Annotated in this window: 17 protein-coding genes; 2 read left to right on the top strand and 15 right to left on the bottom strand. The window is 61.4% G+C overall.

Features of this window, described 5'->3' with window-relative positions; genetic code table 11:
• Positions 1-271: 271 nt before the first annotated feature.
• The 6 genes from ccoS to VJ698_RS06410 all read right to left on the bottom strand — a co-directional run bounded on the left by ccoS (position 272) and on the right by VJ698_RS06410 (position 9,551).
• Positions 272-466 (bottom strand): cbb3-type cytochrome oxidase assembly protein CcoS, encoded by a 195-nt coding sequence (gene ccoS, locus VJ698_RS06435; RefSeq protein WP_324101894.1) that lies wholly within the window; start codon positions 464-466, stop codon positions 272-274.
• An 18-nt stretch (positions 467-484) separates the two neighbouring features.
• On the bottom strand, positions 485-3,034 hold the full coding sequence (locus VJ698_RS06430) for a heavy metal translocating P-type ATPase (RefSeq protein WP_414691129.1): 2,550 nt from the start codon (positions 3,032-3,034) through the stop codon (positions 485-487).
• Positions 3,034-3,819 carry a sulfite exporter TauE/SafE family protein gene (locus tag VJ698_RS06425; RefSeq protein WP_324101892.1) on the bottom strand — a complete coding sequence of 262 codons (786 nt, stop codon included), beginning with the start codon at positions 3,817-3,819 and terminating at the stop codon, positions 3,034-3,036. Before VJ698_RS06425 ends, VJ698_RS06430 begins: the two co-directional genes overlap by 1 nt.
• A gap of 66 nt (positions 3,820-3,885) precedes the next feature.
• On the bottom strand, positions 3,886-5,316 hold the full coding sequence (gene hemN / locus VJ698_RS06420; protein WP_324101891.1) for an oxygen-independent coproporphyrinogen III oxidase: 1,431 nt from the start codon (positions 5,314-5,316) through the stop codon (positions 3,886-3,888).
• 246 nt (positions 5,317-5,562) lie between these two features.
• The gene (locus VJ698_RS06415) at positions 5,563-6,771 is read right to left on the bottom strand and encodes an NnrS family protein (RefSeq protein ID WP_324101890.1); all 1,209 of its coding nucleotides are present in this window, start codon (positions 6,769-6,771) and stop codon (positions 5,563-5,565) included.
• 98 nt (positions 6,772-6,869) lie between these two features.
• Positions 6,870-9,551, bottom strand: coding sequence for a bifunctional acetate--CoA ligase family protein/GNAT family N-acetyltransferase (locus tag VJ698_RS06410; protein ID WP_324101889.1), 2,682 nt, complete (start codon positions 9,549-9,551; stop codon positions 6,870-6,872).
• Between the two features lie 390 nt (positions 9,552-9,941).
• Between VJ698_RS06410 and VJ698_RS06405 the strand changes: the two genes are divergently transcribed.
• Complete coding sequence (locus VJ698_RS06405; RefSeq protein ID WP_324101888.1) at positions 9,942-10,790, top strand: universal stress protein; 849 nt, start codon at positions 9,942-9,944, stop codon at positions 10,788-10,790.
• A 474-nt stretch (positions 10,791-11,264) separates the two neighbouring features.
• Positions 11,265-11,531 (top strand): heavy metal-associated domain-containing protein, encoded by a 267-nt coding sequence (locus tag VJ698_RS06400; RefSeq protein ID WP_324101887.1) that lies wholly within the window; start codon positions 11,265-11,267, stop codon positions 11,529-11,531.
• Positions 11,532-11,572: 41 nt separating this feature from the next.
• Here VJ698_RS06400 and VJ698_RS06395 read toward each other — a convergent pair whose 3' ends face one another.
• The 9 genes from VJ698_RS06395 to VJ698_RS06355 form a co-directional block, all read right to left on the bottom strand.
• Positions 11,573-12,253 carry a response regulator gene (locus VJ698_RS06395; protein ID WP_324101886.1) on the bottom strand — a complete coding sequence of 227 codons (681 nt, stop codon included), beginning with the start codon at positions 12,251-12,253 and terminating at the stop codon, positions 11,573-11,575.
• 17 nt (positions 12,254-12,270) lie between these two features.
• Positions 12,271-14,223: a type IV pili methyl-accepting chemotaxis transducer N-terminal domain-containing protein gene (locus tag VJ698_RS06390; protein WP_324101885.1), complete on the bottom strand. Its 1,953-nt coding sequence runs from the start codon at positions 14,221-14,223 to the stop codon at positions 12,271-12,273.
• A 230-nt stretch (positions 14,224-14,453) separates the two neighbouring features.
• On the bottom strand, positions 14,454-15,116 hold the full coding sequence (locus VJ698_RS06385) for a carbonic anhydrase (RefSeq protein ID WP_324101884.1): 663 nt from the start codon (positions 15,114-15,116) through the stop codon (positions 14,454-14,456).
• Between the two features lie 5 nt (positions 15,117-15,121).
• Positions 15,122-16,096, bottom strand: a complete 975-nt coding sequence (gene moaA, locus VJ698_RS06380; RefSeq protein ID WP_324101883.1) for a GTP 3',8-cyclase MoaA — start codon at positions 16,094-16,096, stop codon at positions 15,122-15,124.
• 196 nt (positions 16,097-16,292) lie between these two features.
• The gene (locus VJ698_RS06375; protein ID WP_324101882.1) at positions 16,293-17,039 is read right to left on the bottom strand and encodes a peptidylprolyl isomerase; all 747 of its coding nucleotides are present in this window, start codon (positions 17,037-17,039) and stop codon (positions 16,293-16,295) included.
• Positions 17,040-17,101: 62 nt separating this feature from the next.
• Complete coding sequence (narI, locus tag VJ698_RS06370; protein WP_324101881.1) at positions 17,102-17,785, bottom strand: respiratory nitrate reductase subunit gamma; 684 nt, start codon at positions 17,783-17,785, stop codon at positions 17,102-17,104.
• Between the two features lie 51 nt (positions 17,786-17,836).
• Positions 17,837-18,499 carry a nitrate reductase molybdenum cofactor assembly chaperone gene (gene narJ / locus VJ698_RS06365; protein WP_324101880.1) on the bottom strand — a complete coding sequence of 221 codons (663 nt, stop codon included), beginning with the start codon at positions 18,497-18,499 and terminating at the stop codon, positions 17,837-17,839.
• A 97-nt stretch (positions 18,500-18,596) separates the two neighbouring features.
• A complete protein-coding gene (gene narH, locus VJ698_RS06360) occupies positions 18,597-20,153 on the bottom strand; it encodes a nitrate reductase subunit beta (protein WP_324101879.1) in 1,557 nt (518 codons plus the stop codon).
• Between the two features lie 141 nt (positions 20,154-20,294).
• A complete protein-coding gene (locus tag VJ698_RS06355) occupies positions 20,295-23,990 on the bottom strand; it encodes a nitrate reductase subunit alpha (RefSeq protein WP_324101878.1) in 3,696 nt (1,231 codons plus the stop codon).
• Positions 23,991-24,050: the final 60 nt, after the last annotated feature.

Below are 24,050 nucleotides of genomic sequence, written 5' to 3'. Positions count from 1 at the left end.
GGTTAGTAACACTAATGGGGGCAGGGTATATTTCTGCTACGCGAAAAACCTTGATATGAATCAAATTGATTGAAATCAAGTAGCCCACGACGCACATAGGGTGATTAAAACCAAATATCGCTCTGGCCGCGTTCCTGATGGTAGAAAAATGCGAACGAAAGTTTGCCGTATGCTCCGACAGCGGAGCACGCAGCGAGTCTGTATGGAGGAGAAGGATTTTCGCGAGGGACGGGAGATGTCCCTCGCCGAAGTGGAGAAACTGCCTGGGGAGTTACTGCTTGTTCACGTCGTGACGCTTGCCATCGGCCTCATCACCGATAGCCGGGCGATCGTCATCCTGCAGGATGCGCAGCCCCGGACCGACGAGGTCGTCGAACTGCCCATTGTCGGAGGCGGCGAAAAAAATCCAGATCGCTGCGAAGACCACGACGATGCTCAGTGGGACGAGGAGATAGAGTGCTTCCATGTATTCCGTTCCGCGCCGTCACGCGGCCTGTTTGTCAAGTTGCGGCGCGATCGGCTGGCGCGCAGTTGAAACGTCCGGAAGGCGGCGCAGGCGCAGCGCGTTGAGGACCACGATCGCGGAGCTGAGTGACATCCCGATGCCAGACAGCCAAGGATTGAGCAACCCTAATGCCGCCGCGGGAATGGCGACCGCATTGTACACCGTCGCCCATGCGAGGTTCTGCTTGATGACCGCCATGGTCTTCGTTGCCGCTTCCTTCGCATCCCAGACTGCCGACAGGCGGCCCGACAGCAGGACGGTATCGGCATGCGTCTGCGCGAGCGCCGCGCCGCTGCCCATGGCAAAGGAGACATCGGCCGCGCGCAGGACGGCTGCGTCGTTGATACCATCGCCGACCATGGCGACGACAGCGCCAGAGGCCTGCAGGGCTTGCACGAATTCGAGTTTCTGATCCGGCAGGTATTCGCCGTGCGCCTCCGGAATGCCGAGTTCCGCGGCGACGTGTTGCGTGACTGCCTCCTGGTCGCCGCTGAGCAGGATGACCTTCTTGCCGGCGGACTTGAACTGATCGACCACCTGCTTCGCGTCGCTGCGCGCCGCGTCGGCCAAGTCGAAGCGCGCCAGCCATGCGCCGCTGGTGCCGAGGTAGACCGGGGTATAGCTGTCATGCGCACCCTCCGGCTCCGGCGAGCCGGCAATCTGCCCCACGAACGCCGCCGAGCCCAGGCGATAAGACACACCTTCGATGATGCCTTCAATCCCCTGCCCCGCGCTGTGGTGCAAGTCGCTGGCGATGGTTTCGCCGGCATTCACACCAGCTGCGCGCGCGGCTTCGGCGATGGCCAGCGCGAGCGGATGCGCGCTCGACGCTTCCAGCGCGGCGGCCAGTTGCAGGCAACGGGCGCTGGAATCCGGATCGTCTGCGGCGATATTGCGCAGCACCGGCTTGCCAGTGGTCAGCGTGCCGGTCTTGTCGAAAATGACATGCGTGGTCCGATGCAAGGTTTCGAGTACATGCGGTTGCACCACCAGCACGCCTTGTCGAACCAGTCGGTCGGTCGCGGCGGCCAGCGCGCTCGGCGTTGCGAGAGATAGCGCACAGGGACAGGAGACGACCAGCACTGCCACGGCAATCGGCCATGCGCGCGACGGATCGTGCCACTGCCACAGGCCAAACACGATCAGCGCAAACAGCAGCAAGGCGGCGACGAACCATGCGGCCACCTTGTCGGCCCACAAGGCCAGCTGCGGCTTGGCCTGCCCTGCCCGCTCGATGAGTTTGACCAGCATTGACAGCGTGCTATCGTGCGCAGACTTGCTGACGCGGGCCACGATCGCCTGCGTCGCATTGACCGCGCCGCCCGGCACGATGTCGCCGATGGATCGCGGCTGAGGATGGCTTTCGCCGGTGAGCAGCGACAGGTCGATCGCGGTGGAACCTTCGACGATCACGCTGTCCGCCGGGATCGCCTCGCCTGGCTTGACGAGCACCGTGTCGCCTTCAATGAGCTGGGCCGCGACCACGACTTCCGTACTGCGATCGGCAGGGTATCCTGGCATTCGCGCAGCCGAGGCCGGCAATGCGCGCTGCAGTTTTTCCAGCGCGGACGCAGCCTTGCGGCGCGCCATCAGCTCCAGGTAGCGGCTGCACAGGAGCAGGAAGATGAACATGGTCACCGAGTCGAAATAGACATCGCCCCGGCCGGTGATGGTGGATGCCACGCTGCCAATGAAACCGGCAGCAATGCCGAGCGCGACCGGCACGTCCATGCCGAGCGCGCGCGCCTTCAGGTTGGACCATGCGCCCTTGAAGAACGGCAGTGCGGAGTAGAACACGGCCGGCAGCGTCAGCAGCAGGCTGGCCCAGCGCATCAGCCTTTCCATGTCGGCATCCATCGTCCCTTCGCTGGCAAGATAGACAGGGACGGCGTACATCATGACTTGCATCATCGACAGGCCGGCGATGAAGAGCTGGCGGAACATCTTTTTCGCCGCGCGCTGCAGCTGCTCGCCGTGGCGGATGGCGTCATACGGATAGGCTGCGTAGCCCACTTCGCGCACCGCGCGCAGGATGTCGCTCGGCTTGCAGTTGTCCTTTTGCCAGCGCACATGCAGGCGTTCGGTGGCGACATTCAGGTTGATGTTCTCGATGCCGGGCACATGAGTAAGCCGACGTTCGATCAGCCACACGCAGGCGGCGCAGCGGATGCCGTCCACCGAGAACACCGCTTCGCAGCTCTCGCCGCCGGTATTCGCTCCATCCGACGACTGCGCGGAGAACTGCGCCATCAGCTCCGGCGTGTCATACAGGCGCAGCTCTTCCGGAACCAGCGCATCCTTGTCGGCGGTGGTGGAATAGCCCTCGCGGGTCAGGTAGTAATCCGTCAAGCCGTTGTCGACGATGGCCTGCGCGACGGCCTCGCAGCCTGGGCAGCACATCGCGCGCGGTGCGCCGTCGATTGTCACCGTCCAGTTCGAACCCGGCGGCACCGGCAGGCCACAGTGAAAGCAGGATTGCGCAGCCTGGCCGCGCAAGGGCTCATCGGCCTTGTCCAGCACGGCTTGCATCATTGCCCTCCGTGGGTAGCGGCATGCGGCGTGATGCAGACGGCGTCGAGCCAGCCAAGCGACAAGCCATTGGCAGCGCGCACCAGGCCGAGAAGGCCGAAGGCCAGTACGAGCAGGCCGCTTGCCACGCGCACCCAGCGGCGTCGCGTGAAAGATTGCAGGCGCGCGCCCAGCATTCCCATTGTCACCAGCAACGGCAGCGTGCCGAGCCCGAAGGCCAGCATGACGGTCGCGCCGGAAAGCGCAGTGCCGCTCATCATCGCGGTCAGCAGCACGCTGTACACCATGCCGCATGGCACCCAGCCCCACAAGCCGCCGAGTGCAAAGGCCTTGGCGGCGCTGTCGACGGGAAGCAGCGGCTTCATCAAAGGTTGCAGTCTGCGCCACAGGATCTGCCCCAGCGCCTCCAGCCGGGCCAGCCCGCGCCACGCGTCCATGAGGTACAGCCCGAGCGCAACCAGCATCAGGTTGGCAAGCCAGTAGCCGCCGACCTGCAGCACCGATACGGTGGAGAAGGTGCGCACGCCCTGCGCAACGCCGCCAGCAATCGCGCCTGCCATTGCATAACTGGCAATGCGCCCGGTGTTATAGGCAAGGACGCGCACGGCATCGCCGAGCACCATGGCGTGGTTGATGGAGGCGGATCCGTTTGTCACCGCGACCGGGAACGGTCGCCGTTTGGAAGCGACCGAGAAGGCGCTCACAATGCCGCCGCACATGCCGACGCAGTGCACGCCACCGAGCAAGCCGATCAGGAAAACGGAGAGTAAATGTAAATCTGTCACTATTGAGACCTGCGAACCCGTGCCCGAAGCTGGCCGGGCATGCGCCGCGAAAAGCGCAAGCTTACATTAGATTGTCTTTGAGTACCGGAGGCGCTCGACTTTCGCTTCCTGCCTGGTATTGAGGTAGCGATCGAAGACCATGCAGATATTGCGAATCAGCAGACGGCCCTTCGGCGTCACGGTCAGCCACTCGGGATCGATGCTCAGCAGACCATCGGCCTCCAGCCCGCGCAGCTTTTCGATCTCCTCTGCAAAATACGTCGTGAAGGTGATCGGATAGGCAAGCTCGAGCGAACGGATCGACAGCTCGAAATTACACATGAGCATCTGGATGATGATCCGGCGCAACAGGTCATCGACAGTCAGCTTCGTGCCGCGTGCGACCGGCAATTCGCCGGACTCCAGGCGTTCGTAATAGGCTTCCAGCGTTTTCTCGTTCTGGCTGTAGGTGGAGCCAACTGCGCTGATGGCCGACACGCCGCAGGAAACCATCTCGGCTTCGGCGTGCGTGGAATAACCCTGGAAATTGCGGTGCAGGCGCCCCTGGCGCTGCGCGATGGCCAGGTCGTCGTTCGGCTTGGCGAAATGGTCCATGCCAATATAGACATAGCCCGCTTCGGTCAAACGCTTGATGCACAGTGCCAGCATGTCCAGCTTGGTTTCCGGGTGCGGAATGTCCGCCTCGGAAATGCGGCGCTGCGCCTTGAACAGGTGCGGCAGGTGCGCGTAGTTGTAGATCGAGATGCGGTCCGGATTGGCCGCGATCACCTTGGTCAGCGTCTGGCCCATGGTGATCAGGTTCTGTTTCGGCAGACCGTAGATCAGGTCGACGCTGATGGAGCGGAATCCCGCCTCGCGTGCTGCGCACATCACGGAGAGCGTCTGCTCTTCCGGCTGGATGCGATTGACCGCCTTCTGCACGTCCGGATCAAAATCCTGCACGCCGAGACTGATGCGGTTGAAGCCCTGCGCGCGCAGGGAATGCACCCGCTCCGGCGATACCGTGCGCGGGTCGATTTCGATGGAATATTCGCCATCCTCGTCGGTGGCAAAGCGGAACCACTTGCGGATGTGCGCCAACAGGTCGCCCATCTGCTCGTCGGAGATGTACGTCGGCGTTCCGCCGCCGAAGTGCAGCTGCTCGACGTGGTTCATCGCTGCGAACAGCTTGCCCTGGAGGTCGATCTCCCGCTTCAGATAGGTCAGGTATTCATCGGCCTTGCTGTGATTCTTGGTGACGATCTTGTTGCAGGCGCAGTAGTAGCACAGCTTGTCGCAGAACGGGATATGGATGTAAAGGGAAAGCGGATTCCTGGCGCCCATGGCCCGTACGCTGCTCACCGCCTGCAGGTAATCGCCCACGCGGAACTCCTCCGTGAACCGATCTGCGGTCGGATACGAGGTGTAACGCGGCCCCTGCTGGCTCAGCTTGCGGATCAAGGATGCATCGAAGAGCACCGAGGGGGTAAAGGGTATTGCCGTTGCGGGAACCGCCATAGTTAACTCCTGCAGCCGAACGCCCCACGATGGAACGCTATCAGGCTCGGGTGCAGTGTACGGTTGGCGAACAAAGTGCCACCTTGATCTATGTCAAACGGGTCAGACATGGATCGTGTAGCTGAAGTTTTGTCAAGCGAAATCAGAACTCTTTCATCAGCAAGAAGGCCCGGAGCCACACTGGAATCGGGGCTTGCATCGCCGATTCCGGTGTGAAACCGGGCCTTTGTGCTGATGAAATGTGTCTTAGCCGTCTCGGCCATCAATGCGAGCACGCACCAGGTAGGGTCCATACACAGCCGCATACAACAGGAATGCGCCGCTCCAGCAGACGGCTGCAATGACGAGCAGTGCATTACGCGCGCCGAAGGCATCCACCGCCGCCAGCAGGCGCGTGACGACGCCTGCCTGTACCAGCAGGTACATCACCAGTTCGCTGCGCCCTGCGGCAAGCGGCCGTCCGGTATGGCCGAGCGCGGTGCGGGTGATCATGCCGATGATCAGGCCGCCAATCGAGCCGACGGCCAGCGCATGGAAGGCTGCGCTCGTCGTGGTGAGGTTCAGCGCCGCCAGCGACAGCAGGAAGAAACCGATCCCGATCCAGGCGAACGACACATGCAGGATCCACAACAGCGGCGTGCCCAGGGAGAGATGCGGCTTCCAGCCGATGAGACGCGTGAGTTGTGTGACGCTGGCGGCGAAGGTCAGCGCCGCCACCATCGGCCCCGGCAGGTGGGCAATCCATGCCAGCGCTGCCACGGCGGTCAGTCCGATGCTGATGCGGTCACGCTGCACGTTGGTCACCGGCTTGCTGCCCGGGACAGCGTTGGAAGTGAAACCCGGGATGACGCGGCCGCCGATGACGGATTCAATCATTACGACAACGAGGATGGCTGCTTCCACCGGCGCAATCGGCGAGATGTTCAGCACGCCATTGACGGCAAGGTGGAACACGATGTTCGCGGCGGTGAGCAGGCCCAGCAGGCCGACCAGGAAATAATTGCGCTTGCTGCCGGCGCGCTTGAGCACGCTATACATCGGCCATGCCGCCAGCGGCAGGAAAGCGATATCCACTACGGCAGCCAGCGGCGCGGGGAAGGCGCACATGGCAATACGACCGGCGATCCAGACCCCGGCCAGCGCCGCAAGATGGCCGCGACGCGGTGTCCACAGCCCGGTCCAGTTGCGGCCGGCGGTGAACAGGAAACCGATGATCACGGCAACGGCGAAGCCGTAGACCATTTCATGCACGTGCCAGAAGAGGCTCACATGCGAGGCAAGATGCTGCGGCGCCACGCCGAAGTAGGTCGCGACCCACATCGGAACGCTGACGCCGGCAAAGATCGCCGCCAGCAGGTAGAACGGGCGGAATCCGAGACGGAACAGCGGATGGTGCGTGAGCGACGGCTTTCCCTGTGCCGACGAACGCGGCTCTTCAATGGTCAGCAAGGCCATGGCAACCCCTCAAAAAGATTCATATTAGATGAATCTTATATTGCCTTGGCCGGTAAATCAATATCGACAGGTAAACTAATCCGGGCGCCGGCGCGCATTCAGCCCTGCCGCAAGTCCAGGACCAGGTGTGTTGTATCGTTTTCAACAGAGCGCGACGCCTGGAAACCGAAGCCTCGCGCCAGGCCGATCAGCGCCTTGTTGTAGCTGAGCGTTTCGCCAACGATCTCCTGCGTGCCGCGGTCGCGACAGTACTGGACCAGTTTTCTCATCAGGATGCGTCCGAGGCCCTTCCCTTTCAGGTCGGTGCGCACGATGATCGCAAACTCCGCGCTGACGTTGTCAGGATCAAAAATTACGCGCGCCACGCCCAGTGTTTCCGGTGCGTCATCCTCGCCCTTCCTGGTCGCAATGAACGCCATCTCGCGGTTGTAGTCGATCTGCGTCATGCGCGCCAGTTGCGGATTCGTCAGCTCGCGCATGCGTACGAACATGCGATAGCGCACGTCTTCCGGGTCGAGGACATTGAAGAACTCGATGTGCTGCGGCCCGTCTTCCGGCTTGATAGGTCGCAACAGCACGGGCGAATCCTGCCATCTGATCCACTCTTCCAGCGCTTCCGGATAAGGCCGGATCGCAAGCCGGTCCACGCCGCCGATTTCGGCCGGCTTCACGCCGATGCGCGCATCGAGCGCGATCACGCCCTCCGCATCGGCCAGCAAGGGATTGATATCAAGCTCGGCAATCTCGGGGATGTCGATGATCAGCTGCGAAATCTGGATCAGGACATGGCACACTGCCTCGATGTCCGCCGCGGGAAGGTTGCGATAGCCGGCAAGCAGTTTCGACACCCTGGTGCGCGAGATGAGGTCGCGCGCCAGCACCATGTTCAGGGGCGGCAGCGCTACCGCGTGGTCGGCCGTGACTTCCACGGCGATGCCGCCCTGCCCGAACAGGATCACGGGACCGAACATCGGGTCGCTGGTCACGCCTACGATCAGCTCACGCGCCTGCGGCCGGCGCACCATGGATTGCACAGCAAATCCGATCAGCTGCGCATCGGGACGCAATTCGTGCAGGCGCTTGTTCATGGCGTTTGCCGCGGCCGTGAGCGATGCCGCGTCTTCCAGATCGAGCACAACGCCGCCCACGTCGGACTTGTGTGTAATGTCCGGCGAAAGCACCTTGAGCGCGACCGGGAATCCGATTTCAATGGCGCATTGCGCGGCTTCTTCGACCGTGCGCACCGAGCGAGTCTGCACCACCGGGATGCCATAGGCCGCGAGCACCTGCTTGGCCTCCGGCTCCGACAGCATGCTGCGTCCGCTGGACAGCACGTTCTTCACGACGCCGCGCGCGGTGGCGCGGTCCTCGGAGACGTCGTGCGATACGGCCGCCGGCACCTCCATCAGGAGTTGCTGGTTGCGGTTGTACTGCACGATCTGCATGAAGCCGCGTACCGCTTCCTCGGGCGTATCGTAGGTCGGGATGCCGGCATCGGTGAATGCGCTGCGCGCCTGCGCCACTGAGTCGCCGCCCAGCCAGCATGCAAGAATGTTGCGCGACGCTTTCTTCACGATGGGCGCGACCGCCGCGGCGATATCGACGCTGGGCACGATGGCCGTCGGCACGTGGATGAACAGGGTAGCGTCGACTTCCTTTTCCTGCAGGAGGGTTTCCAGCGTATCGACATAACGTTCCGCCGGCGCGTCACCGATGATGTCCACCGGATTGCCGTGCGACCAGGTGTCGGGCAGGATCTCGTTCAGCCGTATCATGGCCTGCGCAGACAGCATCGCCAGCTTGCCTTGCTTGCCGATCAGTGCATCGGTCGCCAGCACGCCCGGCCCGCCACCGTTGGTGATGATGGCAAGCCGGTCACCCTTGATGGGCCGCGAGCGCGCGAGGGTTTCCGCTGCATCGAACAGGTCCATCGTGGTATAGACGCGCAGCATGCCGGCACGGCGGATCGCGGCGTCGTAGACATCGTCCGATCCGGTCAGCGAGCCCGTATGCGATGCCGCCGCCTTTGCACCCTCGGGCATCCTGCCGGCCTTGATGACGAGCGTCGGCTTGGTGCGGGCGGCGGAACGCGCGGCGGACATGAACTTGCGCGCATCCTTGATCGCTTCCATGTAAAGGAGAATGGCATGCGTATCCGGATCGCTGGCAAGGTAATCGAGCGTATCGCCGAAATCCACATCGGCGCTGTCGCCGAGCGAGATGAAGCGGGAGAAGCCGATGCCACGCGATTTCGCCCAGTCGAGGATGCCGGTGACCATGCCGCCCGACTGCGACACGAAGGCAATCTTTCCGGGCAGCGCGCCGGTATGGGCAAAGCTCGCGTTGAGCGAGAGGCCGGGAACCAGCAGGCCGACGCAGTTCGGGCCGAGGATGCGCAGCAGATGCGGCTTTGCCGCATTGAGCATCAACTCTTTCATGCTGCGGCCGTGCAGGTCTTTGGCCGCGCCGAGGCCGGCTGTCAGCACGATGGCCGCCCTGGTCCCTAACTCCCCAAGGTCGCTGATGATGCCGGGGACGGTCTCGGGCGGCGTGCAGATCACGGCCACGTCCGGAACAGCGGGCAGGTCCTTGACGCTGCGGTAGACCTTCATGCCGGACAGCGTGTCGTATTTCGGATTGACCGGCATGATCGGCCCCTCGAAGCCGCCGACCACCAGGTTATGCAGCACGGTGGCGCCCACGCTGTGCGGCCTGCTGGATGCGCCGATCACTGCGATGGAACGCGGCTCAAACAAGGATTTGAGGTTTCTGACGGTCATTTGGTATCCCTAAACAGGTTGCGTCGATCGATCCTGGGCGAATATTGCGCGCCTTGTGGATTGCGAGCCATGAACTTGCGCAACGCATGCGATTTTTGTTCGATAAGCCGGCTCATGGAACACAACACCGCATGCGATCCCAGCCGTACGGTGTAGGCGCTTTGCGGTATCACGAACGAGCGCGCGGAGGCCTTGATGCCGGCCTTCGGTCGACGCCACTACCTTGAATTCAGGCTGCAAGGAAAATTTTGATGTGCATCAAAAATGCCCAAAGTAATAGATCGTGCGTTCGCTTTTTTCTGGACTGGTCCACCGTGTTGGCCCTACGCTATCCATGCGGGATTTGACAGCAATCGTTCCATGTCATTAAAAAAAATGAAGGGGTAACACATGTCCTACAAAACCGTTCTTGTGCACGTCGACAAAGACAAACATGCGGCCGAGCGTATCGAATTCGCCGCCGGCATCGCCATGAGTCAGGAAGCGCATCTGATCGGCGCAGCGCCGACCGGCGTTTCAAGGTTTGTCTACCAGTCGAGGTATATCTACGAAGGCGGCGGCATGACTACGCATCTCGAAAACCACATCGAGGAACTGCGCAAGGAAGCTGCCGACTCGCTCACCAAATTTGAAGAAACCGCCAAGCGGATGGGTGTGCAGTCCTGCGAAGCGCGCGCGATCGACGACGAAGCAGGCGGCGGCATCAGCCTTGCTGCGCGTTACAGCGACCTGGTCGTGATCGGGCAAACCGATCGCGAGGAACCGTCGACCACGACCCTGCCCGATTTTCCTGAATTTGTCGTCATGAACTCCGGCCGCCCGGTCCTGATCGTGCCGTACGTCGGCCATTACAAGACCGTCGCGAAACGTGTCCTGATTGCCTGGGATGCCAGCACCAGTGCCACGCGCGCGATCACTGCGGCGATCCCGCTGCTCAAGCACGCCGAGAACGTCGACGTGGTCGTATTCAATGCGGAATCGAAAGGCGATGCGCATGGCGAACAACCGGGTGCGGACATCGGCCTCTATCTCGCACGCCATGGCATCAAGGTCAATGTCGTGCGCCAGAAGACCGATATCGACGTGGGCAACGCCCTGCTCTCGATCTGCACCGACCTCGGCTCCGACATGATCGTCATGGGCGGCTACGGGCATTCCCGTTTCCGCGAGATCCTGCTTGGCGGCGTCACGCGCACCGTGCTGGAATCGATGACCGTGCCGGTATTCATGTCGCACTGACCGCTTGTCACACCGGCGCGTGCGGCCGAGCATGCTGCACGCGCCTTTCCCTTTCCCCCGCTTGGCAGGTATGTTGAGCGTGCCAAGTAAATTCCTGAGGCGGAGAAAAAATCTTCTCTCGCTAGGACGCCAGGAATGTCAAGGAATCAAGGATTCTTGTCCGGCCGATCAATGAGTGATGCCGGGCTTCCCAATCGCATCGCCCGTCACTCTTCCCATTTCCTTGGCGTTCCTGGCGTCTTGGCGAGAGCAAATTTCGTCCTCAATAGAGCGAAGAGAAAAAATTCGCCCTTACGGGCCTTCCCTCTCCCGTCACACGTCTCCATGCGGCGTCAAGATCGCTTGTCAGTTGGAAAAACTTGATTTCAGTCATTCATGCGCACGGCGCGGTTCATTTAGTATCGGCTAACGTGCGGCAAGCATCGCCCCGCCTGTCTGAAACCAGTTTATTTTATTGAGAATTAAGGAAGCACCATGCAAACCGAGATCCTGAATGTCACAGGAATGAAGTCCGAAGATTGCACCGAAACGGTGATGCGCGCGATCAAGTCGATCGATGGTGTCAGCAACGTGAGCGTGTCATATCCGCAGAACCGCGCTATCGTGCAATTCGACGAGGACCTGACCGCCACGCAGGAAATGGCGGCCGTGCTCGCCCGCTCCGGCTATGGCGTGAAGAAGGTTGCACTCGAAGAAAGCAGCGGGTCCTGCGGCGGTTGCTGCGGCAAGTGCGGCGGCTGATCGGCATCTACATCAGCCGATCAATCAGGCCGGACGATCCATCAGTGCTGCTTGTCCGGACTGCCGGCCATGCCATGGCCGACAGCAAAAACGGCAGCCTGCACACGGCTTGAGAGATTGAGCTTTTTCAGAATGTTCTGTACGTGAATCTTCACCGTGCTCTCGGCAACATCCAGCGTGCGGGCAATGATCTTGTTGCTCTCGCCACGCGCCAGGCAAGCCAGTATTTCCTTCTCGCGCGGGGTCAGCTTATCCAGGTCGGACGGCGGCTCGGGCTTCGTCGATCCGCCCTGCAAGTGCGCCACCAGTTTGGTGGTCATCGCCTCGGCCAGCACCGGCTCGCCACCCGCGGCGCGACGGATCGCCCGGACCAGGTAATCGGCATCGATGTTCTTGATCAGGTAGCCGCGCGCGCCCGCCTGCAGCGCCGCCTTCAGGTCTTCGGCTTCTTCTGACACGGTCAACAGGATCACTGCGGTGTCGGGACAATCCTGCAGCAGCAGTTGCAGGGTTTCCAGTCCCGACATGCCCGGCATATTCAAGTCGAGCAGCACCACATCCGGCCGCAACTGCTTCGCGCGCTTGATGCCCTCGACGCCGTCGGATGCTTCACCCACCACGGTGAAATCGGAATGCCGCTGCAGCAGCGAGCGTATGCCGCTGCGAAACAGCGTATGGTCGTCAACCAGCAGGACGGTAATCGGTTTGGCAGGTGTGTTCATGTTTCTTGTTGTTCAGGTCACGCAGCACGGCGCTCCTCCTGCGGCAACTGCAGCGACACTGTCGTGCCCTTGCCGATTTCGGAGCTGACCGCGAGGGATGCATGAATGCGTTGCGCGCGTTCACGCATGATATTGATTCCGACGTGATTCTCTCCTTTCTGGTGCAAAGAATCAAACTGGAAACCAATCCCGTCGTCGCGGATGCTTAGCGCGAAATCCTGATGGTTGTGCAGGCGGACTTCAACATGCCGCGCCATCGCATGCTTGCGCACGTTGGACAGCGCTTCCTGCACGATGAACAGCATCTGCAACTGCTGCTCGCGCGAGAACGGCGGGCCGTTGCCCTCGGCGATGAATTGCGCGTCGATACCGGTCTGCTTGCGGAATTTTTCGATGGTGGTCTTCAACGCACCGATCAGATCGTCTTCGGCAAGCCGGCTGCGAAAGTTCAGCAGCAGCTCGCGCACATCCTCATAACTTTCCTGCACGCCCGAGCGCAGCGCAGGAACGATTTCGGCAGCCTCGGCGGTGTTACCGGTGCGCAGCGAATCGTCCAGCATCTGGATCTGGATGTTCATGAACGTCAATCCCTGCGCAATGCTGTCGTGCAGTCCCTGGGCCACCAGGTTGCGCTCTTCGGAGATCGCCATCTCGCGCTCGCGCGTCGCCAGCCGCAGGTTTTCAATCGCGATGCCGAGCACCTGGCCGAGCGTTTCCAGCAAGGCCTGTTCCTTCTGGCTGAAGGCCTTGGGATCACGGAAATGCAGGTTGAAAAAACCGAGATGCTGTTCATGCGCATGGATGTGGAAGATCGAAATGGTCGCGAATCCCTCCTTGGCGCAGGGGAGATTGCGCGACTTGCTCGCCACGCGCAAGTCGCGCACGAGCGAAATCCGCTTCGCCACGGCTTCACCGCACAGGCAGTCGCCGACCTTCATGCACTGCTCGGACACGGCAAGGTGGCTCGAAATCCCATGGTGGACCACCATGTGAAGGTTGCCATGTTTTTCATCGAGCACGCGCACGGAACCGCCCGCAGCGCCGAAATACTGCGTGATGCGCTGCAAGAAACCGTCGCACATCGATTCCAGGGTCTGCGGGCGCTGCAGGAACGCCGCGCTGTCATACAAAAGTGCCAGCTCGCGATTCTGGTCGGCCAGCGCGGCCGTCTTGGCCTGCACCCGCTGCTCGAGGCTGCCGTACAGCTCTTCGAGGCGATCCGCCATGTGGTTGAAGCCACGCGTCAGCTGGCCGAACTCATCATTGCTTTCCACCTGCAGGCGCACGCCAAAGTCCTTCTGCGTCATGCGCTGGATGCCGACGCGCAGGCGATCGATCGGCTCGATGATCAGGAGGAACATCAGGTAAATCAGTACCACGGTGCCGCTCAGCGCCATGGCCACCAGCGCAAGCTGCGAGGAGCGCAGCCAGAAGGTCCGCAGTTCACTGTCGCGTTCGATCAGTTGGACCAGCGAATCGATTTCCGCGACAAAGGGGTCGACGCTCGCCTGGTATTTCCGCCATGCGGCGATCCGGGCCTGGCCCTCCTGTTGCAGCACATCGGCAGCCATCGGCCGCATCTGTTTCATCCAGCGCTCATGGGTTGCCTGAAAGCCCTTCTGTATGCGGGTCGTCGGCGGCAACAGCAACGGACGCTGCGGATCCCCGCGGCGCAGGCGCTCGAAAGTGTCGTCGATTGCTTTCAGCTCGGTCTCCGTTGCCAGCGTCATGCTTTGCATGCCCGGTTCATGCACCAGCCGCGCCAGGAACGTGCTCAGCCGGTAGTTATGCATGCGCAAGGTGCCGGTCTCGTTGATCGCGGCAGAACTGCCTTCCAGTTGCCAGGAAAGCAACAGCGTGGCGCCGATGGCAATCAGGGCGAGGAAAAGAAAGCCGAGCAAGGCACCGACGATTTTCGTCGACAGCCGTTGCCACGTCGGCAAGTTGGTTTCCAGGGTCATTGCTTGCATGTGCTCGATCGATGCGAGGCGGCGCGAAAGGTGCAGGCCGTTTGCAGTCCGTTTGCATCCATTTCGCAAGCCGCGCTTGCCGGCAGGATGCGTAGCGGGACGGCTACAGTATAACGGCCCGCGGCAAGACCCGCACTGGTGTCCGGAGGCATTGCATGCCTGTCAGTTGCCCCGGGATAAATACCTTCAATCATGCAAGCATTTGCCCGCAGTCTTCCGCCTGGGCAAGGTCATGCCGCAGCTTCCAGCAGGCGTTCTTCAAGCGCGCATACCAGCGGCAGGAATTCCTGCTTGCGCGGTGAATAGGCGAGCAGCGCGCCGGTGTTGATATCGAAATACCATCCATGCAGCATGAGCTTGCCTTCTTCCACGCGGCGCTTGAGCCATGGATAGGTCATCAGGTTGTCGAGCGAATGCAGGATATTCGCCATCTCGCAAGCCTTGGCCTGCTCCATGCCTGACTTGTGCGGCAACTCGCGCAGCACGCGCTGGCGCACCGGTTCGGCGATGCGCATCCAGCGCTCCACGAAGTTCGTTTCGGATGCGAGCCGCTTTGGCGACATAAGCGCGCGGATTCCGCCGCAACCTGCATGACCGAGCACGATCACGCGCGCGACTTCAAGCCCGCACACCGCGAATTCAATGGCGGAGCTGACGCCGGGCGGCGCATCCATCCTGCAGGGCGGGACGAGATTGGCGACATTGCGCACCACGAACAGCTCGCCGGGATCGCTGCCGGTCAGCAGCGCCGGATCGACGCGCGAATCGCAGCATCCAATGATGAGCGTGCCGGGACGTTGTCCTTCGCGCAGGCTATCGAAAACGGATTGTTCGCCCAAGTACTGCTGCTGGAAGCGGCAGAAACCGCGAATGAATTTTTCGATATCCTGCATGATCGTTACCCGCCCGTCTGGGCCATGAACCGGATGATCTTTTCCGGCCGCTCACGAAACTCATGCTTCTGCGGCTTCAGTTCGATGGCCTGCCTGATTGCCGCTTCCAGCTCCGCGTCGCTCGCGCCGTCGCGCAGCAATGGGCGGAACTCGACCTTCTCTTCCTGCCCAAGGCAAAGATACAAGGTGCCGTCCACCGCAAGCCGCACGCGGTTGCAGGTGGCGCAGAAGTGCTGCGACATCGGCGTGATGAAACCGACGCTGGCGCGGCCATCCGCGGTGGCGAGATAGCGCGCGGGGCCGCCGCCCAGCTCCGCAGCCTGGGCGTGCAGTCCGAATTTTTCGCGTAGCCGTGCCTGGATCGGCCCCAGTTCCATGAATGATGCATCGCGTCCCGTGGCCCCCATGGGCATGGCCTCGATCAGGCGCAGGATGAATCCGTGCGTGATGCAGAATTCCACCATGGCGTCGATTTCGCCGTCATTGATGCCGCGCATCGCGACCATGTTGATCTTGATCGGTTCGAAGCCGGCTTCCTTGCCTGCCATGATGCCGTCGAGGATCTGTTCGAGGCTGTCGCGCCCGGTGATCTTTTCCATGCAGCCGCGGTCAAGCGAGTCGAGGCTCACGTTGATGCGCGACACGCCAGCCTCCTTCAATGCCTGCGCATGACGATTGAGCCGGGTTGCATTGGTCGACAGGGACAGGTCGCGAATGCCCGGAATGCGCGCGATGCGGCCGGCCAGTTCGGGAAGATTCCGCCGCAGTAAGGGTTCGCCGCCGGTCAGCCGGATGCGCGAGGTGCCAAGACGCGCAAAGGCCGACAGCAGGCGCTCGATTTCATCGAATGTGAGCCAATGCGACGGCTCTTCGAATCCCTTGAAGCCTTTGGGAATACAGTAAGTGCAGCGCAAGTCGCAACGGTCGGTCACCGAGAGACGCAGATAATCGATGGATCGGCCAAAGCGGTCACGCAGCATCACTGCTCCTGATGGTGGGGTGGTGATTGAATTCTATATTCCGGGAACGGCCGCCGCAGTTGGCATGAGGAGCTACTGCGGGTAGTCCTTAAGTATTAGCGCGGCGCGCCGGAATGAGAGGAAACAAAGATGGCTGCAGCCAGCCGTTGTGCCGCCCGGGTGCGGCTGCATTGCGCCGCTCCCGGAGGAATCTGATTTACTGTACTAGCGGCGACTCTGCGCCTTCGAGTGTGATGCCTTCGATCTTCGCGCGACCGACCAGGATCTGCATGTACTGGTGCACGCCGCGCTGCCATGCGGCGAGCGTAAGGTTCTCGGCAATTTCTTCGCGCACCGCTTCATACGGCGCCAGCTTGCCCTCGACCCGCCGCATCACCTGCACGATATGCAGGCCGAAGCGCGTCTCCAGCAGGCGGCTTCCCATTTCACCTTCGGTAAGACGGAATACGAAGCTCTCGAATTCCGGCACGGTCTGGCCGCGAGTAAGTTGCCCGAGGTTGCCACCGAGGTTACTGGACGGGCAGTTGGAATACATCTTCGCCAGTTCGGCAAAGCGTTCCGGATGCTCCTGCAGTTCCGCGAGGATCGACTCGGCAGTGGTGCGCAGGAACTCCAGTGACACAGTAGGCGTTACCTGGAACAGGATGTGGCGTGCCTCCACAATCTCGCCGCTGGTGAACATCTCCGGGCGATTCCGGTAGAAGTTGCGGCATGCTTCCTCGTTGGCTTCCGGCACGCGCACTTCCTGCGTGAACAGTGTTTCGATGCGCGCATCGTCATCCTCGCCAACGATGCCCAGCCGATCCGCCTCCTGCACCAGCACCGTGCGCAGAACCAGTTCATTCACGCTCTGCTTCAGCGGGTTCTGCGCGCGCTGATGATGCGGCAATTCTGCTTCGATGGCACGGTCGGTGATCTCGATACCGTTGACGGTGATACTCATGGCATTGACTCCTTGATTACTTGGCAGTTTGTTGAAAAGCACAGTGGCTTTTCAACAAACTGTTAACGCGGGCGCACCAATTGATAAGCACGGGCCAGGTAGCCGACCGATGCGAAACCGCTCCAGACATGCACGAGGCGCGTGAACGGGAAGATCACGAACAGCGTCATGCCCATGAACAGGTGCAACTTGAACAGCAAGGGCGCGTCTTCGATGAACGAGGCAGCGTCACCGCGCAAGGTGATGACATGCTGCGCCCATGTCATCAGCTGCACCATCATGTGGCCGTCGGTATGCGATGCGGACACGAAGATGGTCGACAGGCCGAGCAGCAAGGCGCCGAGGATCCATACCAGCAGGACCTTGTCCTTGGCAGTCGTCACGCGCAGCAGGCGATCGCTCGAGAAGCGGCGGCCCAGCAGGATCAGCAGACCGACCAGGCACATCGAGCCCATGACGCCGCCGGCGGCCATCGCAAAGATCTGCTTTGCGCCGTGCGACACGCCGAGAGTATCCCAGACCACGACCGGCGTCAGCAGGCCGACCATGTGGCCGAAGAACAGGCCGATGATGCCGATGTGGAACAGCGTATTGCCGAGACGCAGGCTGCCGCGGTGGAGCAGCTGGCTCGAATCCGATTTCCAAGTGTACTGCTCGCGATCGAAGCGGATCAGGCTGCCGAGGAAAAAGATCGACAGCGCGATGTACGGGTAGATCCCGAAAAAGAACTGATTGGCATAATTCATTGTGTTATCTCCTTGATCGTTGCGTCGGCTGCGCCGTCACGATATGTTTGATCACCCCGCCGTGCACGCATTGCTGCCGCGCGTGCCCTTCGGATAGAAATTGACCGGCTGCACGCCGCCCTGCGCCTTCTTCAACAGCGGCTCGACACCGTCGGCGCCCGGCCCGAAAGTTTCCAGCGCTTCGTCCATGTCGCGCACCGGCGGCTCGCTCAGTTCTTCCGCCTGAACCGGGCTGAGGAGCTGCAGCACGTCGAACACGACCGCGTACGGACTGCCGTTGGCGCGCAGTTTTCGTCCGACGTGCGCCATTACATGGATAGCATCGGACAACAGGCGGTCCGCTTCGTCCTGTTCGAGCTGCGAGAGGAATTCGAGGAAAAGCGGCACATAGTCCGGCAGGTCGTCGCCCACCATTTCCAGTCCGTGCTTTTTGTACTCCTCCATCAGGTCGACCATGGCCTGGCCGCGGTCGCGCGATTCGCCATGGATATGTTCGAACAGATGCAGCGAATGCGACGGGTTGCGGTCGAAAGTCGACACATAGTCTTCCTGCAGCGTGATCAGGTCTCCCTGCGCCAGATATGCGAACAGCGGACGCAGCGGAGCGTGCAGTGCAGGCGTTTTCTCGAGGATCGATTCGAGTTCGCCGAGGCTGTCGATCAGGGCCTGCTCGGGATACAGCAGGAGTGCCGACAGGACTTGGTAGTGTTGCATGGTGATTCCTTTCAGGCTCGCTTCATTGGGGCGCCGGACAGAACTGCAGGATGGACGGACTGGATTGGATTCAGCAAATCCACCCTGCCTTCTGGTTTCAAGCTCCTTCTGTCTCGCGCTTCTTGCGCGACTTCGGCATGTCGACGAAGATCACCGAACCTTGCTTCTTCTTGCCAAACAGCGACGGTTCGCTCATGCCGTCCGAGCAGCCATTGCCGAAACTGAAGCCGCAGGAGCCCTTCTCGTTGAAGCTGTCTTCGGCCATTTCCTTGTGGCTGGACGGAATCACGAAGCGGTCTTCGTAATTGGCGATTGCCATGATCTGGTACATGTCTTCCACCATCGCCTTGTCGAGGCCGACCTGCTTGAGGACTTCCAGGTTCTCAATGCGTTCGACCGACTTGCCACGCATGTAGGCGCGCATGGCGAGCATGCGGTCCAGCGCGTGCACCACCGGCGCTTCCTTGCCTGCCGTGAGCAGGTTGGCCAGGTACTTGACCGGAATGCGCAGGCTCTTGGTATCCGGGATGATGCCGTTCATGCCCATCTTGCCGGACTCGGCCGCAGCCTGGATCGGCGACAGCGGCGGGATGTACCACACCATCGGCAGCGTGCGGTATTCCGGATGCAGCGGGAAGGCGACCTTCCATTCCATCGCCATCTTGTACACCGGCGAACGCTTGGCGGATTCCAGCCATGCGTCGGGAATACCCTGCTTGCGCGCCTCCTCGATGATCTTCGGATCATGCGGATCGAGGAACAGCCCGAGCTGGGCTTCGTACAGATCCTGCTCATCGGGCACCGATGCCGCCGCTTCGATCATGTCGGCGTCGTACAGCATCACGCCAAGGTAACGGATGCGGCCGACGCAGGTTTCCGAGCAAACGGTCGGCTGACCGGCTTCGATACGCGGGAAGCAGAAGGTGCACTTCTCTGCCTTGCCGGTGGACCAGTTGTAGTAAATCTTCTTGTACGGGCAGCCCGAGATGCACATGCGCCAGCCGCGGCACTTGTCCTGGTCGATCAGCACGATGCCGTCGTCTTCGCGCTTGTACACGGAGCCGGACGGGCAGGAGGCGACGCAGGCCGGGTTCAGGCAGTGCTCGCACAGGCGCGGCAGGTACATCATGAAGGTGTTTTCGAACGTGCTGTACATTTCCTTCTGCACGTTGTCGAACAGCTTGTCCTTGCTGCGCTTGGCGAATTCGCCGCCAAGATCGTCTTCCCAGTTGGGACCCCATTCGATCTTGTCCATCTTCTTGCCGGTGATCACCGAGATCGGACGTGCGGTCGGCGGCGTCTCGGACAGCGGCGCGTTCTGCAGGCGCTCGTAGTCGTAGGTGAACGGCTCGTAATAGTCGTCGATGGCCGGCAGGTTCGGGTTGGCGAAGATGTTGGCGAGGATCTTCAGGCGGCTGCCCTGGCGGGGTTCCAGCTTGCCGGCAGCATTGCGCTTCCAGCCGCCGTTCCACTTGTCCTGGTTTTCCCACTCCTTCGGATAGCCGATGCCCGGCTTGGTTTCCACGTTGTTGAACCATGCGTATTCGACACCGTCACGGCTGGTCCAGACGTTCTTGCAGGTGACCGAACAAGTGTGGCAACCAATGCACTTGTCCAGGTTCAGCACCATGCCAATTTGCGCTCTAATTTTCATTCATAGCTCCTTGTAGGCTCCTTCCCCCTGGCAGGGGGAAGGTTGGGATGGGGGTTGACTGCCTGAATTCACTTCTACGGATGTTCAGCCTCACTACCCCCACCCTAACCCTCTCCCTGCAAGGGAGAGGGGACCGTTTTCTTATGCCTTTTCCTTCAGCGGGCCTTCCAGCCAGTCGATGTTCTTCATCTTGCGGATCAGCACAAACTCGTCGCGGTTCGAACCTACGGTGCCGTAGTAGTTGAAGCCGTAGGAGTACTGTGCGTAGCCGCCGATCATGTGCGTCGGCTTGGTCACGACGCGCGTCACCGAGTTGTGGATGCCGCCGCGCATGCCGGATGTTTCCGCACCAGGAACGTTCACGATCTTTTCCTGGGCGTGATACATCAGCGTCATGCCGACCGGTACCCGCTGGCTGACCACGGCGCGCGCAGTCAGCGTGCCATTGACGTTGAACACCTCGATCCAGTCGTTGTCCTCGATACCCGCTTCCTTCGCATCGATTTCCGACAGCCACACGTGCGGGCCACCGCGCGAGAGCGTCAGCATGCGCAGATTGTCCGAGTAGGTCGAGTGGATGCCCCACTTCTGGTGCGGCGTGATCCAGTTCAGCGCGATTTCCTTGTTGCCGTTCGGGCGCTTGCCGAGCATCGGTGCGGTCGTCTTGGTGTTGATCGCGGGCTTGTACACGCACAGTCCTTCGCCGAACTGACGCATCCACAGATGGTCCTGGTAGAACTGCTGGCGGCCGGTCAGGGTACGCCATGGAATCAGCTCATGCACGTTGGTGTAGCAGGCGTTGTAGCTCACCTCTTCGCTCTCGAGGCCGGACCAGGTCGGCGACGAAATGATCTTGCGCGGCTGCGCCTGGATGTCACGGAAGCGGATGCTGTCATGCTCGCGCGGCAACGCCAGGTGGGCATGCTCACGGCCAGTGATCTTCGACAGCGCTTCCCATGCCTTCACCGCAACGTGGCCGTTGGTTTCCGGTGCCAGCGAGAGGATCATCTCGGCAGCATCGATGGCGGTATCAAGGCGCGGCTGCCCCTTCGACACACCCTCTTCGGTCACCACGCGGTTCAGGCCGCGCAGGACGTCCACTTCATGCTCGGTCTTCCAGCTGATGCCCTTGCCGCCGTTGCCAACTTTTTCCAGCAAGGGTCCGATCGAGGTGTACTTCTTGTACACGTCACGGTAGTTGCGTTCCACCACCGTCATCGCCGGCATGGTCTTGCCGGGGATTGCCTCGCATTCGCCTGCACGCCAATCCTTCGGATCGAACGGCTGGCCGAGTTCGCCGGGGGTGTCGTGCATCAGCGGGGTCAGCACCAGGTCCTTCTGCGTGCCGAGGTATTCGCCACCGATCTCGCTGAATTTCTGCGCGATGCCCTTGTAGATTTCCCAGTCGGACTTCGCCTTCCACAGCGGCTGCACCGCTTCGGACAGCGGGTGGATGAACGGATGCATGTCCGAGGTATTCATGTCGTCCTTCTCGTACCACGTCGCGGTCGGCAGCACGATGTCGCCGTACAGGCAGGTGGTCGACATGCGGAAGTCGAGGACAACGAGCAGGTCGAGCTTGCCTTCGACGGCCGGACGCACCTTCACGTCCTTCGGCACAACGGAACCGCCTTCCTCGCTCATCAGCGCGTTCTGCGTGCCGAGCAAGTATTTCAGGAAGTATTCGTGGCCCTTGCCCGAGCTGCCGAGAATGTTGGAACGCCACACGAACATGTTGCGCGGGAAGTTCGCGGGATTGTCCGGGTCGTCGCAGGACAGGTTCAGCTTGCCGGCCTTCAGGTTGTCGACCGTGTACTTGACGGGATCCTGGCCTACCGCTTCCGCTGCGCGGGTGACTTCCAGCGGATTGGTTTCCAGCTGCGGTGCGGACGGCAGCCAGCCCATGCGTTCGGCCTTGGCATTGAAGTCGAGCAGCGACATCTCCGCTGTCTTCCCGTCCGCCGTCGGGCAGAGGATTTCAGAGGTGTGCAGCTTCTCGTGACGCCACTGGCTGGTGTGCGCGTAGAAGAACGAGGTTGAGTTCATCTGGCGCGACGGACGGTGCCAATCGAGCGCGAAAGCGAGCGGGGTCCAGCCGGTTTGCGGACGCAGTTTTTCCTGGCCCACATAGTGCGACCAGCCGCCGCCGGATTGACCGATACAGCCGCACATCATCAGCATGTTGATGATGCCGCGGTAGGTCATGTCCATGTGATACCAGTGGTTCAGCGCTGCGCCGACGATCACCATGCTCTTGCCACGCGTCTTGTCGGCGTTGTCGGCGAATTCGCGCGCCACGGTGATGACGTCTTCCGGCTTGACACCGGTGTGCTTCTGCTGCCACTTCGGCGTGTACGGCACGTCGTCGTTGTAGTCGCGCGCCACGTTCTTGCCGCCCAGGCCGCGGTCGACGCCGTAGTTCGCCATCGACAGGTCGTACACGGTCGCCACCAGCGCGACGGTACCGTCGGCCAGTTGCACTTTCTTCACCGGCACATTCCGCAGCAGGACATCGTCGGCATCCTTGCCGCCGAAGTAGCCGAAGCCGACTTCCACTACGTCGTCGCGGTTGTCGATCAGCGAGAGCTGCGGATCGATCGGCTTGCCGCTCTTGCCTTCGATCTGTTCCAGGTTCCACTTGCCCGACTCGCCCCAGCGGAAGCCGATCGAACCGGCGGGCGCGGTGATGTTGCCGGTGGCTTCATCGAGAACCAGCGTCTTCCAGTCGGGGTTGTTGGTCTCGTCGAGGTTGTTGGCGAGATGCGAGGCGCGCAGGAAGTAGTCCGGCACCAGATGGCCGTTCTTTTCCTTCAGCAGTACGAGCATCGGGAAGTCGGTGTACTGCTTCGCGTACTCGCGGAAGTAGGCCGACTTGTTGGTCGCGTGGAATTCCTTGAGGATCACATGGCCCATCGCCATCGCGAGCGCGGCGTCGGTGCCTTGCTTCGGTGCGAGCCAGATGTCGCCGAACTTGGCCATTTCGCCGAAGTCGGAGGAGACAGCGACGGTCTTGGTGCCCTTGTAGCGGACTTCGGTGTAGAAGTGCGCATCCGGCGTGCGAGTCATCGGGATGTTGGAGCCCCACACCATCAGATAGGTGGAGTTGTACCAGTCGGCCGATTCCGGCACGTCCGTCTGCTCGCCCCACACTTGCGGGCTGGACGGCGGAAGGTCGCAGTACCAGTCATAGAAACTCATTGCCACGCCGCCGATCAGGCTCAGGTACCGCGTACCTGCCGCATAGCTGATCATCGACATCGCGGGAATCGGGGAGAAGCCGAGGACGCGGTCCGGGCCGAATTTCTTGATGGTGAAGGCATTCGCCGCAGCGATCATTTCATTCACGTCATCCCAGTCGGCGCGCACGAAACCGCCCTGCCCGCGCACCTTCTTGTAGTGCGCGGCGCGTGCCGGGTTCTGGCTGATGTATTCCCAGGCCTCGATGGGCGACATGGTCTGGCGGGCCTCGCGCCACATCTTCATCAGGCGGCCACGCACCATCGGGTACTTCACGCGCTGGGCGGAGTACACGTACCACGAATAGCTGGCGCCGCGCGGGCAGCCGCGCGGCTCGTGGTTCGGCAGATCGGGCCGCGTGCGCGGATAGTCGGTCTGCTGGGTTTCCCAGGTGATCAGGCCGTTCTTGACATAGACCTTCCAGCTGCACGACCCGGTGCAGTTCACACCGTGGGTCGAACGCACGATCTTGTCATGCTGCCAGCGCTGGCGATAGGCGTTTTCCCAGGTGCGGTCTTCGTGTACTACCGCGCCGTGGCCGTTGGAAAAGGTTTCCTTCGGCTTGCTGAAAAATTTCAGGCGGTCCAGAAAGTGACTCATGGTTTCTCCATCCTTGTACCCGGAGGTCGAGTACATTGTTTTTCGAGGCTTGTCTACGTA

Source organism: Noviherbaspirillum sp. (assembly GCF_035254685.1).
In the GTDB taxonomy this organism is placed as follows: Bacteria; Pseudomonadota; Gammaproteobacteria; order Burkholderiales; family Burkholderiaceae_D; genus Noviherbaspirillum.
Note: the sequence above shows the minus strand (reverse complement) of the source record. Positions and strands in the feature narration are given on the sequence as shown.

Bases quoted from the DNA above. Each gene is read 5' to 3' on its own strand.
- ccoS (WP_324101894.1), bottom strand. From the start codon at position 466: ATGGAAGCACTCTATCTCCTCGTCCCACTGAGCATCGTCGTGGTCTTC.
- VJ698_RS06430 (WP_414691129.1), bottom strand. From the start codon at position 3,034: ATGCAAGCCGTGCTGGACAAGGCCGATGAGCCCTTGCGCGGCCAGGCT.
- hemN (WP_324101891.1), bottom strand. From the start codon at position 5,316: ATGGCGGTTCCCGCAACGGCAATACCCTTTACCCCCTCGGTGCTCTTC.
- VJ698_RS06415 (WP_324101890.1), bottom strand. From the start codon at position 6,771: ATGGCCTTGCTGACCATTGAAGAGCCGCGTTCGTCGGCACAGGGAAAG.
- VJ698_RS06410 (WP_324101889.1), bottom strand. From the start codon at position 9,551: ATGACCGTCAGAAACCTCAAATCCTTGTTTGAGCCGCGTTCCATCGCA.
- VJ698_RS06405 (WP_324101888.1), top strand. From the start codon at position 9,942: ATGTCCTACAAAACCGTTCTTGTGCACGTCGACAAAGACAAACATGCG.
- VJ698_RS06400 (WP_324101887.1), top strand. From the start codon at position 11,265: ATGCAAACCGAGATCCTGAATGTCACAGGAATGAAGTCCGAAGATTGC.
- VJ698_RS06395 (WP_324101886.1), bottom strand. From the start codon at position 12,253: ATGAACACACCTGCCAAACCGATTACCGTCCTGCTGGTTGACGACCAT.
- VJ698_RS06390 (WP_324101885.1), bottom strand. From the start codon at position 14,223: ATGCAAGCAATGACCCTGGAAACCAACTTGCCGACGTGGCAACGGCTG.
- VJ698_RS06385 (WP_324101884.1), bottom strand. From the start codon at position 15,116: ATGCAGGATATCGAAAAATTCATTCGCGGTTTCTGCCGCTTCCAGCAG.
- moaA (WP_324101883.1), bottom strand. From the start codon at position 16,096: ATGCTGCGTGACCGCTTTGGCCGATCCATCGATTATCTGCGTCTCTCG.
- VJ698_RS06375 (WP_324101882.1), bottom strand. From the start codon at position 17,039: ATGAGTATCACCGTCAACGGTATCGAGATCACCGACCGTGCCATCGAA.
- narI (WP_324101881.1), bottom strand. From the start codon at position 17,785: ATGAATTATGCCAATCAGTTCTTTTTCGGGATCTACCCGTACATCGCG.
- narJ (WP_324101880.1), bottom strand. From the start codon at position 18,499: ATGCAACACTACCAAGTCCTGTCGGCACTCCTGCTGTATCCCGAGCAG.
- narH (WP_324101879.1), bottom strand. From the start codon at position 20,153: ATGAAAATTAGAGCGCAAATTGGCATGGTGCTGAACCTGGACAAGTGC.
- VJ698_RS06355 (WP_324101878.1), bottom strand. From the start codon at position 23,990: ATGAGTCACTTTCTGGACCGCCTGAAATTTTTCAGCAAGCCGAAGGAA.